This is a genomic window from Parasedimentitalea psychrophila, from assembly GCF_030285785.1.
Taxonomy (GTDB): domain Bacteria; phylum Pseudomonadota; class Alphaproteobacteria; order Rhodobacterales; family Rhodobacteraceae; genus Parasedimentitalea; species Parasedimentitalea psychrophila.
The window spans coordinates 1,356,065-1,369,946 of record NZ_CP127247.1 but is presented as its reverse complement, the minus strand read 5'-3'; the positions used below and the strand labels follow the sequence as shown (position 1 = coordinate 1,369,946).

The 13,882-nt window shown below is 57.9% G+C and carries 15 protein-coding genes; 12 read left to right on the top strand and 3 right to left on the bottom strand.

The features are described 5' to 3' along the window. Window positions 1–114: 114 nt before the first annotated feature. On the top strand, window positions 115–399 hold the full coding sequence (locus QPJ95_RS06630) for a hypothetical protein (protein ID WP_270917680.1): 285 nt from the start codon (window positions 115–117) through the stop codon (window positions 397–399). A 99-nt stretch (window positions 400–498) separates the two neighbouring features. On the opposite strand, the gene leuD is transcribed toward QPJ95_RS06630, so the two are convergent. After that, window positions 499–1,104: a 3-isopropylmalate dehydratase small subunit gene (gene leuD / locus QPJ95_RS06625; protein WP_270917681.1), complete on the bottom strand. Its 606-nt coding sequence runs from the start codon at window positions 1,102–1,104 to the stop codon at window positions 499–501. Window positions 1,105–1,115: 11 nt separating this feature from the next. Next, window positions 1,116–2,519, bottom strand: a complete 1,404-nt coding sequence (leuC, locus tag QPJ95_RS06620; RefSeq protein WP_270917682.1) for a 3-isopropylmalate dehydratase large subunit — start codon at window positions 2,517–2,519, stop codon at window positions 1,116–1,118. A 480-nt stretch (window positions 2,520–2,999) separates the two neighbouring features. On the opposite strand from leuC, the gene rsfS reads away from it, so the two are divergent. The 11 genes from rsfS (at window position 3,000) to QPJ95_RS06565 (ending at window position 12,711) form a co-directional block, all read left to right on the top strand. Then, window positions 3,000–3,353 (top strand): ribosome silencing factor, encoded by a 354-nt coding sequence (rsfS, locus tag QPJ95_RS06615; RefSeq protein ID WP_313851431.1) that lies wholly within the window; start codon window positions 3,000–3,002, stop codon window positions 3,351–3,353. Between the two features lie 57 nt (window positions 3,354–3,410). Further along, a complete protein-coding gene (gene rlmH, locus QPJ95_RS06610) occupies window positions 3,411–3,881 on the top strand; it encodes a 23S rRNA (pseudouridine(1915)-N(3))-methyltransferase RlmH (RefSeq protein ID WP_270917683.1) in 471 nt (156 codons plus the stop codon). Window positions 3,882–4,015: 134 nt separating this feature from the next. After that, window positions 4,016–5,149 (top strand): MHYT domain-containing protein, encoded by a 1,134-nt coding sequence (locus QPJ95_RS06605; RefSeq protein ID WP_270917684.1) that lies wholly within the window; start codon window positions 4,016–4,018, stop codon window positions 5,147–5,149. Window positions 5,150–5,408: 259 nt separating this feature from the next. Beyond that, the gene (locus QPJ95_RS06600; RefSeq protein WP_270917685.1) at window positions 5,409–6,263 is read left to right on the top strand and encodes an FAD binding domain-containing protein; all 855 of its coding nucleotides are present in this window, start codon (window positions 5,409–5,411) and stop codon (window positions 6,261–6,263) included. Between the two features lie 13 nt (window positions 6,264–6,276). Next, a complete protein-coding gene (locus tag QPJ95_RS06595; RefSeq protein ID WP_270917686.1) occupies window positions 6,277–6,786 on the top strand; it encodes a (2Fe-2S)-binding protein in 510 nt (169 codons plus the stop codon). Then, complete coding sequence (locus tag QPJ95_RS06590; protein WP_270917687.1) at window positions 6,783–9,200, top strand: aerobic carbon-monoxide dehydrogenase large subunit; 2,418 nt, start codon at window positions 6,783–6,785, stop codon at window positions 9,198–9,200. The genes QPJ95_RS06595 and QPJ95_RS06590 overlap by 4 nt, the downstream gene beginning before the upstream one ends. Before the next feature lie 55 nt (window positions 9,201–9,255). Then, the gene (locus QPJ95_RS06585) at window positions 9,256–10,131 is read left to right on the top strand and encodes an AAA family ATPase (RefSeq protein WP_270917688.1); all 876 of its coding nucleotides are present in this window, start codon (window positions 9,256–9,258) and stop codon (window positions 10,129–10,131) included. After that, a complete protein-coding gene (locus QPJ95_RS06580; protein ID WP_270917689.1) occupies window positions 10,128–11,312 on the top strand; it encodes a vWA domain-containing protein in 1,185 nt (394 codons plus the stop codon). The genes QPJ95_RS06585 and QPJ95_RS06580 overlap by 4 nt, the downstream gene beginning before the upstream one ends. Then, a complete protein-coding gene (locus tag QPJ95_RS06575; RefSeq protein WP_270917690.1) occupies window positions 11,309–12,112 on the top strand; it encodes an XdhC family protein in 804 nt (267 codons plus the stop codon). Before QPJ95_RS06580 ends, QPJ95_RS06575 begins: the two co-directional genes overlap by 4 nt. Beyond that, window positions 12,105–12,248, top strand: coding sequence for a hypothetical protein (locus QPJ95_RS06570; RefSeq protein WP_286018248.1), 144 nt, complete (start codon window positions 12,105–12,107; stop codon window positions 12,246–12,248). Before QPJ95_RS06575 ends, QPJ95_RS06570 begins: the two co-directional genes overlap by 8 nt. Before the next feature lie 13 nt (window positions 12,249–12,261). Beyond that, the gene (locus QPJ95_RS06565) at window positions 12,262–12,711 is read left to right on the top strand and encodes a CoxG family protein (protein ID WP_270917691.1); all 450 of its coding nucleotides are present in this window, start codon (window positions 12,262–12,264) and stop codon (window positions 12,709–12,711) included. A gap of 228 nt (window positions 12,712–12,939) precedes the next feature. On the opposite strand, the gene kdgD is transcribed toward QPJ95_RS06565, so the two are convergent. Continuing rightward, window positions 12,940–13,842 carry a 5-dehydro-4-deoxyglucarate dehydratase gene (gene kdgD, locus QPJ95_RS06560; protein WP_270917692.1) on the bottom strand — a complete coding sequence of 301 codons (903 nt, stop codon included), beginning with the start codon at window positions 13,840–13,842 and terminating at the stop codon, window positions 12,940–12,942. Window positions 13,843–13,882: the final 40 nt, after the last annotated feature.

Here is a 13,882-nt window from a genome sequence, read left to right as displayed (position 1 = left end):
GAAGGCAGATACTCCGGCTAGAAGCCGCGCACTGTCGGCAGGTGCAGAGCTCATATGTTACGGTCAAACATTCGGCGTGTTTGATTCGCCGTTATTTGAGAGGAGTAAAGAGTATTGGCTTATGTAACTTTGACCCTTTGGTCTGTGGGCGAAATGTCAGACGAAATGCTGGCTATAGCAAAAGAAAAATACGTTCCTATGATTATGTCAATTGGGGCGACGGGTGTGCAGATGGTGCGCACCGGCGATTTGACGATGTGTGTGATCACCCAGTATTCTGATTCCGACGCAGCGGCGGCCGCCCAGGAAAAAATCGCAAAATTGCGAAGTCAGGCCTCAAGTGAATTTACGATGACCATGGAGGGTGTGCACGCCGGGGATGTGATTGCAGCCTCCTGATTTCTACATTCAGTTGCCCTGGGATGGGTTTTTCAAAAACCAAAATAAAAGGCCGCTCCAAGTTGGGCGGCCTTCTTTACGTTGTATCGAACCGATGGCTTAGACCCAGGGACGCTCTTGTGCGTTCTTGCTTTCAAAGGTGTCGATGGAACTGATTTTTTCCATGGTCAGGCCAATGTCATCGAGACCCTGCAGCAGGCAGTGCTTTTTAAAGGCATCGACGTCGAACTTGATCACCTCACCATCAGATGTGGTGATTTCCTGCGCTTCCAGATCCACGGTCATCCGCGCATTTGCGCCTTTTTCCGCGTCGGCCATCAGCAGATCAACCTGATCCTGTGGCAGGACGATCGGCAGGATGCCGTTCTTGAAGCAATTGTTGAAGAAGATGTCAGCAAACGAGGTCGAAACCACACATTTGATGCCAAAATCAGCAATCGCCCAAGGCGCGTGTTCGCGTGACGAGCCACAGCCGAAGTTGTCACCGGCCACCAGAATCTCGGCATCGCGATACTGCGGCTTGTTGAGCACGAAATCAGCGATTTCGGTGCCATCGCGATTAAACCGCATCTCGTCAAACAGGTTCTTGCCAAAGCCGGTCCGCTTGATCGATTTCAGATGGATCTTTGGGATGATCATATCGGTGTCGATATTGACCAGCGGCATAGGGGCCGCGATGCCCTGGAGTTTTTCAAACTTTTCCATGCGCGTGTTCCTTATACCAAATCGCGGATGTCGGTCAGGTGACCGGTGAGGGCAGCAGCGGCGGCCATGGCGGGAGACACCAGATGGGTGCGGCCCTTATAGCCCTGACGACCCTCAAAATTGCGGTTCGAGGTCGAGGCGCAGCGCTCACCCTCGGCCAGTTGATCGGGGTTCATTGCCAGACACATGGAACATCCAGCCAGACGCCATTCAAAGCCAGCCTCGATAAAGATGTCGCCCAGACCTTCTTCTTCGGCCTGTGCCCGAACCAGGCCGGAACCCGGAACAATCATCGCACGCATGCCGTCTTTGATCTTTTTGCCTTTGACCACATCCGCCACGGCGCGCAGATCTTCGATGCGACCATTGGTGCAGGAGCCGATGAACACGGTGTCGATTTTGATGTCGGTCAGCTTGGTGCCCGATTCAAGACCCATATAGTCCAGCGCCCGTTTGACCGCATCGACCTTGCCACCGGTAAAGTCCTCGGGGAAGGGGACTTTGGCGGTGATTGGCAGCACGTCCTCGGGCGAGGTGCCCCAGGTGACAACCGGCTGGATGTCTTCACCTTTCAAGGTGACGACCAGATCGAATTCTGCACCTTCGTCAGTGAACAAGGTCTTCCACCAGTTCATTGCGGCTTCCCATTGCGCACCCTTGGGGGCGTGGGGGCGACCGTTGACATAATCAAAGGTGGTATCGTCCGGGGCGATCAGGCCAGCGCGGGCGCCGCCTTCGATGGCCATGTTGCAGACGGTCATGCGACCTTCCATCGACAGATCACGAATCGCCTGACCACAATACTCGATGACATAGCCGGTGCCGCCGGCAGTGCCGGTTTCACCGATGACGGCCATGGTGATATCCTTGGCGGTCACACCCGGCTGCAATTTGCCAGTGATCTCGACCTTCATGTTTTTGGACTTTTTCTGGATCAGCGTCTGGGTGGCCAGAACATGCTCGACCTCAGACGTTCCGATGCCATGTGCCAGCGCGCCAAAGGCGCCGTGGGTGGCTGTGTGACTGTCGCCGCAGACCACGGTCATGCCGGGCAGGGTCCAGCCCTGTTCCGGGCCAACGATATGCACGATGCCCTGACGGATGTCGTTCATCGGATAATAGTGGATGCCAAATTCCTTGGCATTGGTATCCAGTGCGGCAACCTGAATGCGGCCTTCTTCGTTCTCAATACCGTCAACGCGATCCGGCGTGGTGGGCACGTTGTGGTCCGGCACCGCGATGGTCTTGTCCGGTGCGCGCACCGTGCGGCCGGTCATCCGCAGCCCTTCAAAGGCCTGGGCGCTGGTCACTTCGTGGACCAGATGGCGGTCGATATACAGCAGGCAGGTGCCGTCTTCTGATTGATGCGCAACATGCGCATCCCAGATTTTGTCATAAAGCGTCTTGGGGGACATATGTCCTCTCCCGTGTTGTATTTTCAATAAGCTGGCTGAGCGGCGGGCAGGCGTTATAGCCGGGCCAAAACCGAGCGGGCGGCACCAAAGAATCGCTCGCGCAGGCGGGTGCGATCTTGCAGTTCGATTTTTTGCGCCAATACGGGTATCATGGCTGTCAGATACAGGCGGTGGTCTGGTCAATCAAGGGTTCGACAGGCCCAGCTGCGGTAAAGAAGGGCTCAACTGCGGTAAACAGGGCAAAGATTACGCGAATTCCCTGTGCGCATGGCGGCTACCCTCTTCACTCTGCCGTGCAGATCGGGCACAGAGGCGTCTTGATTCGTCTCAAATCTTATCGGCCGCGTTGAAAACAGGTCTGAGGCTTGCTATTTTTGCCCTATCCCCAGCGCCGGGGGACGGACGGCGCCCAAAAAGGAGGACAATGTCCTGTCACCTGATTCTGAAGCGGTTAATGCCGCTGACCGTGGGGCAGCCGTGATGGCCGCTCAAACCCGACCCTCCAGCGACGAACTGCTGGCTTTTATCCTGTCTTCGCTTGACGACGACAAAGCCGAAGATGTGGTGCAGATTGATCTGCGCGGCAAGACTGCGATTGGCGATCATATGGTGGTTGCCACTGGCCGGTCGACCCGCCAGGTGACTGCGCTGGCGATAAAGCTGGCTGATCGGATCAAGCAAGAATATGGCTTCACCTGCAAGACCGAAGGCCGCGATACTGGCGATTGGGTTTTGGTTGATACCGGCGATGTCATCGTCCATGTCTTCCGCCCCGAAGTGCGCGAGTTCTATCAGCTTGAAAAAATGTGGCTTGGCGGCGATAGCGCCGTCTGAGCCCTGACACCAGACTGGCCCGTGCAGGCGCACGGGCTGCTGCCGGGGTAAGTCACCATGCGCGTGCATCTCTGTGTTGTTGGCCGCCTGCGGGCCGGCCCCGAAAAAACTCTGATCGATGATTATCTGACCCGGTTTGACCGCAGTGGCCGGGCCTTGGGGCTGGGGCCTGCACGGCTGATCGAGGTCGAGGACAAGAAAAACGCCGGTATGGCAGCCGAGGCGGCGCTGCTGCGCAAAGCGCTGCCCAAGGGCGCAGTCATCTGTACGCTGGATGAACGCGGCAAGCTGCTCTCCTCGCCGGATTTTGCCCAGAAGATGGCCGGCTGGCGCGATAGCGGTCGTCAGGATCTGGCGCTGATCATCGGTGGCGCCGATGGTATCGACCCCAGCCTGCGGGCAGAGGCGGATTTCTCGATATCCTTTGGCAAGATGGTCTGGCCGCATATGTTGGTGCGGGTGATGCTGGCCGAGCAGATCTATCGCGCCGCGACCATTTTGGGCGGCAGCCCATATCATCGGGTGTAACGGCACCTGACGGCGCAGCTTTGGTATAAAAACGCCTGACGGCGCAGGCCGCGTTTGATCAGAATTTCTATCCTCTCGCAGAGGAACCTCTATAAGCCGATTGCAGCAAAAAGCGCACAGCGATATAAGAGGTAATGCAATTTCTGGACTATTCCCACAATTCAATACTAATTGGCGCGTCATTGCTGGTGGCGCTGATGGCGGGATTTACGGGTCTGACATTAACCCAAGGGTTGTCGCAACGCAGCACTCTGCAGAAAAAACTGTCAATTGCATTGGCGGCCATTTCATTGGGTGGTGGGATCTGGTCGATGCACTTTGTCGCCATGCTGGGCCTGCAATTGCCTATCCTGTTTTACTATGATGCGGCAGTCACCCTGTCCTCGGCGCTGGTCGCAATACTGGTTGTTGGGGTTGCCCTGCTGCTGTTGCATTTTCGCGAGCGCACACCATTGGTGCTGATCAGTGCAGGCACGATTGTGGGGCTGGGCATTATAGCGATGCATTATATCGGCATGGCCGGATTGGAGTTGTGCCGGGCGCTGTACACGCCTTGGGGTATTTCTTCGGCTGTGCTGGCCTCCTGTCTGCTGAACATAGCGGCGTTTTGGATTGCCTATGGTCAGCGGAGCCACCGGAACATTCTCTTGGGGACAGCCTGTTTTGGTTTGGCCGTGGTTGCAGTGCATTTTATCGCAATTGCAGGAACTGGGTTTGTTGCCGTTTCCGTTGCCAACGAAGTTGGGCCTTCGATCGGAAAAGAGATCATGGCAATGGGTGTTGTGCTCAGTAGCTTTGTTCTGTGCAGTGCCTTTTTGTTAACAGCAGTGACATTTCTGGTGCCGTCGCAACAGGCTGTCCCCGAGGGTGTCGCAGGCACAGTCGGCGAGGGCCCCCCAACCCAGGCAGTGAGCGGGCTAGCCGAGATCGAACCGCGTGGAAAACAGATCCCGTATGAGCTGAAAGGTCAGACCTTTTTTGCCGATTTGGACTCGGTGGCGGCAATCCGGGCCGAAGGACATTACACCCAAATATACACGGCGCGTGGGGTGTTCTTTTGTGCCTGGTCCATTACCGAGGCGGAAAAGCGGGTGTCGCCCCGGCCCTTTCTGAAGACGCATCGCAGCTATCTGATAAATCCTGCCCATGTCACCGGTTTTGAACGCCTGAAAGACAATGGCGTGTGCCATTTTGATCTGCCGGGCCTGGCCAAGGTTCCGGTCAGCCGGTCGCGATTAAAACAAGTGCGCGAGATACTGGGCGTATAAGATCTGGCACCGGTGTGAAGCGTGGTTCCATTGCTTCAGGCCTGTTCTTGTTCCTGATCCGGTTCCTGAGCATTCCCTCCTTCCCGTCCAGCTGATCCGAATTCTGATGAGCGCAGTGAAATGCCTTCGCATTTGGTGTCAACTATTTCGCATTTCGTGCAGCGGATGACGAAACCCAATAGAAAACAGCATGTTCCCGATGCGAAAACATGCAGGTTTTCCCTCAGCCAGATCAACTGCACGTCAGGGAGGACCAGCAATGATACCAGCGGCGTTTGACTATTACCGCCCCAAAGATGTGGAAGGGGTTTTAGCCCTTCTGCAGGAACACGGCGACGACGCGCGTGTTTTGGCGGGCGGGCACAGCCTGATCCCCATGATGAAATTTCGTATGGCCGAGGTGCCGCATCTCATCGATCTTCAGGATATCGCAGCCCTTAGGGGCATCAGCATTGACGGAGATACGATCACTATCGGCGCGATGGTGTCTCAGCATGAGTTGATCAACCACGAAGGCTTACAGGCGGCTGCGCCAATTCTGCGCGAGGCGGCTTTGCAGATCGCCGACCCTCAGGTGCGCTACATGGGCACTGTGGGTGGCAATATCGCCAATGGTGATCCGGGCAACGATATGCCCGGCCTGATGCAATGCCTGAATGCGCAATTCGAACTTCTGGGGCCAGAGGGCGGCCGTGTTGTTGCAGCCCGCGACTATTTCGAAGCCGCCTATATGACTGACCGTGAGGATGATGAAATTCTGATCTCGGTCAGCTTTGCAGTGCCCACCGGCGGCTATGCTTATGAAAAACAAAAACGCAAAATTGGCGATTATGCGACCGCTGCTGCCGCCGTTCAGATCACCGAGGTTGGCGGCAAAGTCGCCACCGCCTCGATTGCGATGACCAACCTCAGCGATGTGCCGGTCTGGTCCGTAGGCGCCGCTGACGCATTGGTTGGCACCGCCTGTGATGCAGGCGCGCTGAAAGCTGCAGTTGCCGCGATGCTGGGCGATATTGACCCCACCGAAGACAACCGCGGCCCGGTGGCGTTCAAACGTCATGTGGCCGGTATCATCCTGACCCGCGCGATCACTCGCGCCTGGGACCGCGCGTAAGGAAAACCATCAAATGTCTGACAAGATGCATATCAAGCTGAATGTAAACGGCGAGAACCATGAATTTCTGGCTGAACCCCGGGATCTGCTGATCTACACGCTGCGTGAAAAGCTGAATATTACCGGTCCTCACGTGGGTTGCGACACCTCGCATTGTGGTGCCTGCACGGTGACGCTGAACGGCAAATCGGTGAAATCCTGCACCATGTTTGTGGCGCAGGCCAATGGTGCCGAGATTACCACCATCGAAGGCATCGGCCAGCCCGGCGCGCTGCATGTCCTGCAGGAAAGTTTCCGTGAACATCACGGGTTGCAATGTGGCTTTTGCACGCCGGGAATGATCACCCGCGCCACCAAGCTGCTGGAAGAGAACCCCAACCCAACTGAGAAAGAGGTGCGCTTTGGCATGGCTGGCAATATCTGCCGCTGCACCGGCTACCAGAACATTGTGAAATCCATCCTTGCCGCCGCAAGTGAGCTCAACGCCGTGCCCGAAGACCAGAAAGTGGAGGCAGCAGAATGAACGATTTGACACCCGAGCGCGAAGAACGCTCTGCCAATCTGAAAGGCCTCGGATGTTCCCGCAAACGCGTGGAAGACGCCCGGTTCACCCAAGGCAAGGGCAATTATGTCGATGACGTGAAGATGCCCGGCATGTTGCACGGTGACTTTGTGCGCTCTCCTTACGCCCATGCCCGCGTCGTTTCGGTCAATAAAGACGCTGCTCTGGCGCTGGACGGCGTTGTTGCGGTGCTGACCGCCGAAGATCTGGCGCCGTTGAACCTGCACTGGATGCCAACGCTTGCGGGCGACAAACAGATGGTGCTGGCCGATGGCAAGGTGCTGTTTCAGGGTCAGGAAGTTGCCTTTGTCGTCGCCCGCGACCGTTATGTTGCCGCTGATGCGGTGGAACTGGTCGAGGTTGAATACGAAGAACTGCCGGTCCTTACCGACCCGTTTGAATCGCTGAAATCTGACGTTGTCCTGCGTGAAGATCTGGCAGGTCAGACAACAGGTCCGCACGGTCCGCGCAAACACCACAACCACATCTTTACCTGGGAGCAGGGCGACGAGACCGCCACCAATCAGGTGCTGGAGAGTGCCGATGTGGTTGTTGAGGAGAGCATGTACTACCACCGCACCCATCCCTGCCCGCTGGAGACCTGCGGCTGTGTTGCGTCGATGGACAAGGTCAACGGCAAGCTGACGCTCTGGGGCACCTTTCAGGCGCCGCATGTGGTGCGCACCGTGGCCTCGATGCTGTCTGGTATCGAAGAGCACAACATCCGCGTTATCTCGCCCGATATTGGCGGTGGCTTTGGCAACAAGGTTGGCGTCTATCCCGGCTATATCTGCTCGATCGTCGCCTCGATTGTCACTGGTCAGCCGGTGAAATGGGTCGAAGACCGGATGGAAAATCTGATGGCCACCGCCTTTGCGCGTGACTACTGGATGACCGGCAAAATCGCCGCCACCAAAGAGGGCAAGATCACCGGGCTGCACTGCCAGGTGACCGCAGACCACGGCGGCTTTGACGCCTGCGCTGACCCCACCAAGTTCCCGGCCGGCTTCATGAACATCTGCACCGGGTCCTATGACATTCCGGTCGCTTATCTGGCAGTGGACGGGGTTTACACCAACAAGGCCCCCGGCGGCGTGTCCTATCGCTGTTCCTTCCGGGTGACCGAGGCGGTCTATTTCATCGAACGGATGATCGAGGTTCTGGCGATTGAGCTGGACATGGATGCGGCAGAGCTGCGCCGGATCAACTTCATCAGGAAAGAGCAGTTCCCCTATCAATCTGCACTGGGCTGGGAATATGACAGCGGCGACTACCACACCGCCTGGGACAAGGCGCTGAAGACTGTTGATTACGACGGGCTGCGCAAGGAACAGGCCGAACGGGTCGAGGCCTTTAAACGCGGTGAAACCCGTACACTGATGGGCATCGGTCTCAGCTTTTTCACCGAGATCGTCGGGGCCGGGCCGGTCAAGAATTGCGATATCCTGGGTATGGGGATGTTCGACAGCTGCGAAATCCGCATTCACCCGACTGGATCGGCGATTGCCCGGCTGGGCACCATCAGTCAGGGGCAGGGGCACGCCACAACTTTTGCCCAGATCCTCGCCAGTGAAATAGGCCTCTCTGCCGATAGCATCACCATCGAAGAAGGCGACACCGATACGGCGCCTTATGGTCTGGGCACTTACGGGTCACGCTCGACCCCGGTGGCCGGGGCGGCGGCGGCGATGGCGGGGCGTAAAATCCGTGCCAAGGCGCAGATGATTGCGGCCTATCTGCTTGAGGTCCACGACGACGACGTTGAATTCGATGTTGATCGTTTTGTGGTCAAGGGCGTGCCCGAGCGGTTCAAGACGATGAAAGACATCGCCTATGCCGCCTACAATCAGGCCATTCCAGGGCTGGAGCTGGGGCTGGAGGCGGTCAGCTATTATGATCCGCCCAACATGACCTACCCCTTTGGCGCCTATGTCTGTGTGATGGACATCGACGTTGACACCGGTGTCCCTGAAATTCGCCGCTTCTATGCGCTGGATGACTGCGGCACCCGCATCAACCCGATGATCATCGAAGGCCAGGTGCATGGCGGTCTGACCGAGGCGCTGGCCGTCGCTCTGGGGCAAGAGATTGCCTATGACAAGATGGGCAACGTCAAGACCGCCACGCTGATGGATTTCTTCCTGCCAACGGCCTGGGAAGTGCCCAACTTTGAGACCGACCACACCGTCACCCCCAGCCCGCATCACCCCATTGGGGCCAAGGGCGTTGGCGAAAGCCCGCATGTGGGCGGTGTGCCGTGTTTCTCGAATGCGGTGCAGGATGCCTTCCGGGCCTTTGGTCTGCGTCACACCAATATGCCGCATGACCACTGGCGGATCTGGCAGACCGCCAATGATCTGGGCCTGCACGAGTAACTGAGACCTGCGCTGCCCCCACCGGGGCGGCGCATTCCCTAGACTGGACTGCAAAATGCACTGGATGACACGACAAACCGCCATGGCGGAACAGGGATATATTGCCTCGGACGATCTGGCGATGGCCGTTCATCTGGCCCTGTCGCTGGGGCGTCCCTTGCTGCTGGAAGGGGCTGCAGGTGTTGGAAAGACCGAAATCGCCCGGGTGTTGGCCGCGATCTGCGACACCCAGCTGATCCGGTTGCAATGCTACGAAGGGCTGGATGCCGCGCAGGCGATCTATGAATGGAACTACCAGCGCCAATTGCTGACCATCCGCGCCGCTGCCGAAGATGGTGAAACCGGCCGCAGTGTCGAGCAACGCATTTTCTCCGAAGACTTCCTGCTTGAGCGGCCGCTGTTGAAGTCAATCCGCCAATCAAAATCGCCGGTGCTGCTGATTGATGAGATCGACCGGGCGGATGAAGAATTTGAGGCCTACCTGCTCGAGATCCTGTCGGAATTTCAGATCACCGTGCCCGAATTGGGCACCATCAAGGCGATAACCCGCCCGATTGTTATCCTGACGGCCAACGGCACCCGTGATTTAAGTGACGCCCTACGTCGTCGGTGTCTTTATGCCCATGTGGGTTATCCAGAGCGCGACACCGAACTGGCAATCCTCAAGGCCCGCTGCCCCGGGGTCGAGGCAGCTTTGGCCGATCAGATCATCGGCTTTGTGCAATCGCTGCGCCAAGAAGATCTGGAGAAGAAACCCGGCATTGCCGAGATGCTGGATTTCTCAGCCGCCCTGATGGGGCTGGGCATTGCTGATCTGACCCAGGACCCCAAACTGCTGCAGGCCAGCCTTGCCACCTTGCTGAAAACTGAAGCGGACCGGTTTAACATCACCGCGGAAGTCTGCCAACGACTGGCGGGGCAGGCAGCATGAGCCGGGTCAGCAAATTTGCCGGGCGCGATCCCGGCCCGGCAGCGCGGATGGCTGGGTTTATGGCGCATTTGCGCGCCCATGGGCTGCGCGTTGGGGTGGCGGAGACCGACATCGCACTTAGGGCGCTGACCCATGTACAGGCCGGTGATCCAGATGAGACCCGCCGGGCGCTTAAAACCGTCTGCACTGGCGGCGCCGAGGATGTTGAGCGGTTCGATGATTTGTTTGACAGTTACTGGCTGAACGGCGGTCGGGTGCGGCAAAAGGTTATGCCCGCTCAGGTGACGCCCAATCTTGAAACGGTGCGCTCCTCGCGGCAGGCTCATAGTGAGCAGGTCGCCTCTGGCGCTGGCCAGACCACCACTCCTGATGATGGCACTGGCGAAGCAGAGGCGGATGGGGACGGCAAACTGGTGGCCTCATCCCTGCAAAACCTAATGAAAAAAGACCTGCGCGATCTGGTGCAGCCCGAAGAGATAGCTGAGGCCGAGGCTATTGCACGTCGGTTGGGCGCGGCCCTGCGGCACCGTCGTTCGCGTCGGCGCAAGGCGGCCCGCAAGGGCGACCAGATCCATTTCCGCAAACTGATCCGCCAAAGCCTCGCAACCGGGGGTGAGCCGCTCAGCTTGCCCAAGAAACACCGCCCGGACCGGCCGCTGAAGATCGTGGCGCTCTGTGATGTTTCCGGGTCGATGACGCTATACGCGCAGGTGTTTCTGGCGTTCCTGGCCGGTCTGATGCGGGCAGATGATGCCTGCGATGCCTATCTTTTCCACACCCGTCTGGTGCGCATCGCTGACGCCCTGCGAGATAGGGATGCGTTGCGCGCCTTGGGGCGGATGTCTGTTCTTGCGGATGGCTTTGGTGGCGGTTCCAAAATTGGGGCCTCGCTGCAGCAATTTTCCCGCAGCTATGCCCGCCGTTTTGTCGATGGGCGCAGCGTCGTGCTGATCCTCTCGGATGGCTATGACACCGATGCCCCCGAATTGCTCGGCACTGCGCTGGCCAAGCTGAAAAAACGCGGCTGCAAAATCATCTGGCTGAATCCGCTCAAGGGCTGGGCTGGCTACCAGCCGATTGCCCAGGGCATGGCTGCGGCCTTGCCTCATCTCGATCTCTTTCGCGCTGCCAACCGGCTTGCCGATCTGGCTGCCCTAGAACCGGAGCTGACCCGCCTGTGACCCTCGCTGAATTGACAGATCAGGACATCGCCACATTGGCCCAGAAACTAAGGGACAAGGGGGCGCCTTTTGCCATTGCCACGGTGGTGCGCACTCTTGGTCTTACCGCTGCCAAGCCCGGCGCCAAGGCTCTGCTGAGCGCCGACGGAACCATTCAGCAGGGCTGGATCGGCGGCGGCTGCGTGCGCGCGGCGCTTGCCAAGGCGGCCAAACGGGCGATGGCCGAGGGCACCCCGCAGCTGATTTCCTTACATCCGCAAGAAGTGCTGGCCGAAAAAGGTGTGGTTGCAGGCGACGATCTCGACGGCGTGCGCTTTGCCCGCAACGGCTGCCCGTCCAAGGGCTCGATGGATATCTTTGTCGAACCGATCCTGCCGCTGCCTGAATTGGTGATCTTTGGCGCCTCGCCCGTCGCGCAATGCCTGGCTAAGCTTGGCGCGCAATTCAAATGGTCTGTTCAGGAAGCCGAAGCCAAAACTGCGATCGCGCCGTTGCCGGACGCGGCGCGGCGGATGATTGTGGTGGCGACACAGGGCAAGGATGACGCCGCCAGCCTGACCTCGGCGCTGACAGCCGAAGCTGAGTTTGTCGCCTTTGTCGGCAGTCGCCGCAAATTCAAATCGCTGTCCGAAAAGCTGATTCAGGCAGGCATCGAGTCGCAAAAGCTGGCTCAGGTGCAGGCCCCGGCAGGACTGGCCATAGAGGCGGTAACGCCCGAGGAAATCGCGCTTTCCATCCTGGCACAATTGACCCTGGTCCGGCGCCGCAACCATCGGACTGAAAGCGTGCCGGATGGGTAACACTGAAAACAAACCCGCAGCAAAGCCGGGCGCGGTGACAGCTGTGGTGCTCCGTCTGCAAGGCCTTTTTCGCTGGCCCAAACTGACCGCCGATCAGGCCGAAACCCTGGCCACAATCAAATTCCCCTGTTGTTAAGAAAGACAAGACTATGGAACTGAACGATGAAATCATCATCGATGCCCCAATGACCCGGGTTTATGAAGCACTGAACGATCCCGACATCCTTGAGCAGTGCATTCCGGGTTGTGAAGAGTTGATCAAGCATTCGGATACTGAATTGGAAGCCAAGGTTGTGCTGAAAATTGGGCCGGTCAAGGCCCGTTTTGGCGGCAATGTTGTATTGGACACTTCGGGCGCACCCGGCGCGTTTTCACTGACTGGGCAAGGCAACGGCGGGGCTGCGGGTCACGCCAAAGGCGGCGCAGATGTTACCCTGGAGGAGGTCGATGGCAAAACTGTGCTGAAATACACCGCCAAAGCAGAAATCGGCGGCAAACTGGCGCAGCTTGGTGGGCGATTGATCCAAAGCACTGCAAAAAAGCTGGCAGCAAAGTTCTTTAAGAAATTCGCGGAAGTTGTGGCCCCGGTTGAGGCCTGACGTGATTTGATCCAGCTCTGCGGCCAATGATGGACATGAGTTATAGCCTATCAGCATCGCTCTGGTGGGCTATGGCTGGACGCAAGATTGCCGGTGGTAGCGGTTGAAAATGTGCAATCCGCCCGGCGTTTTGTTCCGCGCCAGCCGCGGGGCAGCCCTTGAGGTCTCGCTCACAGGTCAAAGCTGCGGCTGTGCTTGTTTGCCGTCAGACGTCCCAGCCAAATTTCATCAATTATGCGCCTCTATCAAGGCGGCCAGCGCGGCGGTTTCTTCATCGGTCAAATCCGTCAGCGGCGAACGCACTGGCCCTGCCTCGAAGCCAACCAGGCGAACGCCTGCCTTGATTGCTGATACTGCGTAGCCACGCTTGCGATCGCGAATATCCATGAAGGGGTAAAAGAAGGATTTCAGGATTTCGTCTGTCCGGTTTTTGTTGCCGCTGCGCAGTGCCTTGTAGAATTCCTGTGCCAGCGCAGGAACAAAGTTGAACACAGCTGACGAGTAGGTGGTAAATCCGGCACCAAGGTAGGCATCAGCGAACAATTCAGCAGTCGGCATCCCCCCGAGATAGGTCAACCGGTCACCGATCACTGCAGTAATCTTGTGCACCTCGGCAATATTCCCGGTGCCATCCTTAAAGCCAATGAGATTCGGACAACTGTCACAAAGCCGCGATAGCGTGTCGGCATTCACCTGAAGAATACCACGATTATAGACCATAACCCCAATGGAGACGGAGTCGCATACCGCCTTAATGTGGGAATACAGCCCCTCTTGAGGGGCGTCGATCAGGTAGTGCGGCAATAGCAGGATACCGTCAGCCCCGGCCTTTTCTGCGGCGCGAGCGATTTCGACCGCCATCGGGGTGCCGTAGCCGCAGCCCGCGATGATGGGTGTATCGCCTGATGCCGATTTTGCACTTGCTACAATTTCCGGCACTTCAGTCGGGTGCAGTGAAAAGAACTCACCGGTGCCTCCAGTGGCAAAAAGCGCGGTGGCCTCGAAACCAGCCAGCCAGTTGATATGCGCCTCATAAGGCGCAGGATTAAACCGCCCGCCTTCGTCAAATGATGTCACCGGGAAAGACAATAGGCCCGCGCCGAGAGCTGTTTTGAGAATCTGAGGGTCCATGTCCGTGTTCCTTGTTGGTAAATGAACTTTGGACACAACA

Bases quoted from the DNA above. Each gene is read 5' to 3' on its own strand.
- leuD (WP_270917681.1), bottom strand. From the start codon at position 1,104: ATGGAAAAGTTTGAAAAACTCCAGGGCATCGCGGCCCCTATGCCGCTG.
- leuC (WP_270917682.1), bottom strand. From the start codon at position 2,519: ATGTCCCCCAAGACGCTTTATGACAAAATCTGGGATGCGCATGTTGCG.
- rsfS (WP_313851431.1), top strand. From the start codon at position 3,000: ATGGCCGCTCAAACCCGACCCTCCAGCGACGAACTGCTGGCTTTTATC.
- rlmH (WP_270917683.1), top strand. From the start codon at position 3,411: ATGCGCGTGCATCTCTGTGTTGTTGGCCGCCTGCGGGCCGGCCCCGAA.
- QPJ95_RS06605 (WP_270917684.1), top strand. From the start codon at position 4,016: ATGCAATTTCTGGACTATTCCCACAATTCAATACTAATTGGCGCGTCA.
- QPJ95_RS06600 (WP_270917685.1), top strand. From the start codon at position 5,409: ATGATACCAGCGGCGTTTGACTATTACCGCCCCAAAGATGTGGAAGGG.
- QPJ95_RS06595 (WP_270917686.1), top strand. From the start codon at position 6,277: ATGTCTGACAAGATGCATATCAAGCTGAATGTAAACGGCGAGAACCAT.
- QPJ95_RS06590 (WP_270917687.1), top strand. From the start codon at position 6,783: ATGAACGATTTGACACCCGAGCGCGAAGAACGCTCTGCCAATCTGAAA.
- QPJ95_RS06585 (WP_270917688.1), top strand. From the start codon at position 9,256: ATGCACTGGATGACACGACAAACCGCCATGGCGGAACAGGGATATATT.
- QPJ95_RS06580 (WP_270917689.1), top strand. From the start codon at position 10,128: ATGAGCCGGGTCAGCAAATTTGCCGGGCGCGATCCCGGCCCGGCAGCG.
- QPJ95_RS06570 (WP_286018248.1), top strand. From the start codon at position 12,105: ATGGGTAACACTGAAAACAAACCCGCAGCAAAGCCGGGCGCGGTGACA.
- QPJ95_RS06565 (WP_270917691.1), top strand. From the start codon at position 12,262: ATGGAACTGAACGATGAAATCATCATCGATGCCCCAATGACCCGGGTT.
- kdgD (WP_270917692.1), bottom strand. From the start codon at position 13,842: ATGGACCCTCAGATTCTCAAAACAGCTCTCGGCGCGGGCCTATTGTCT.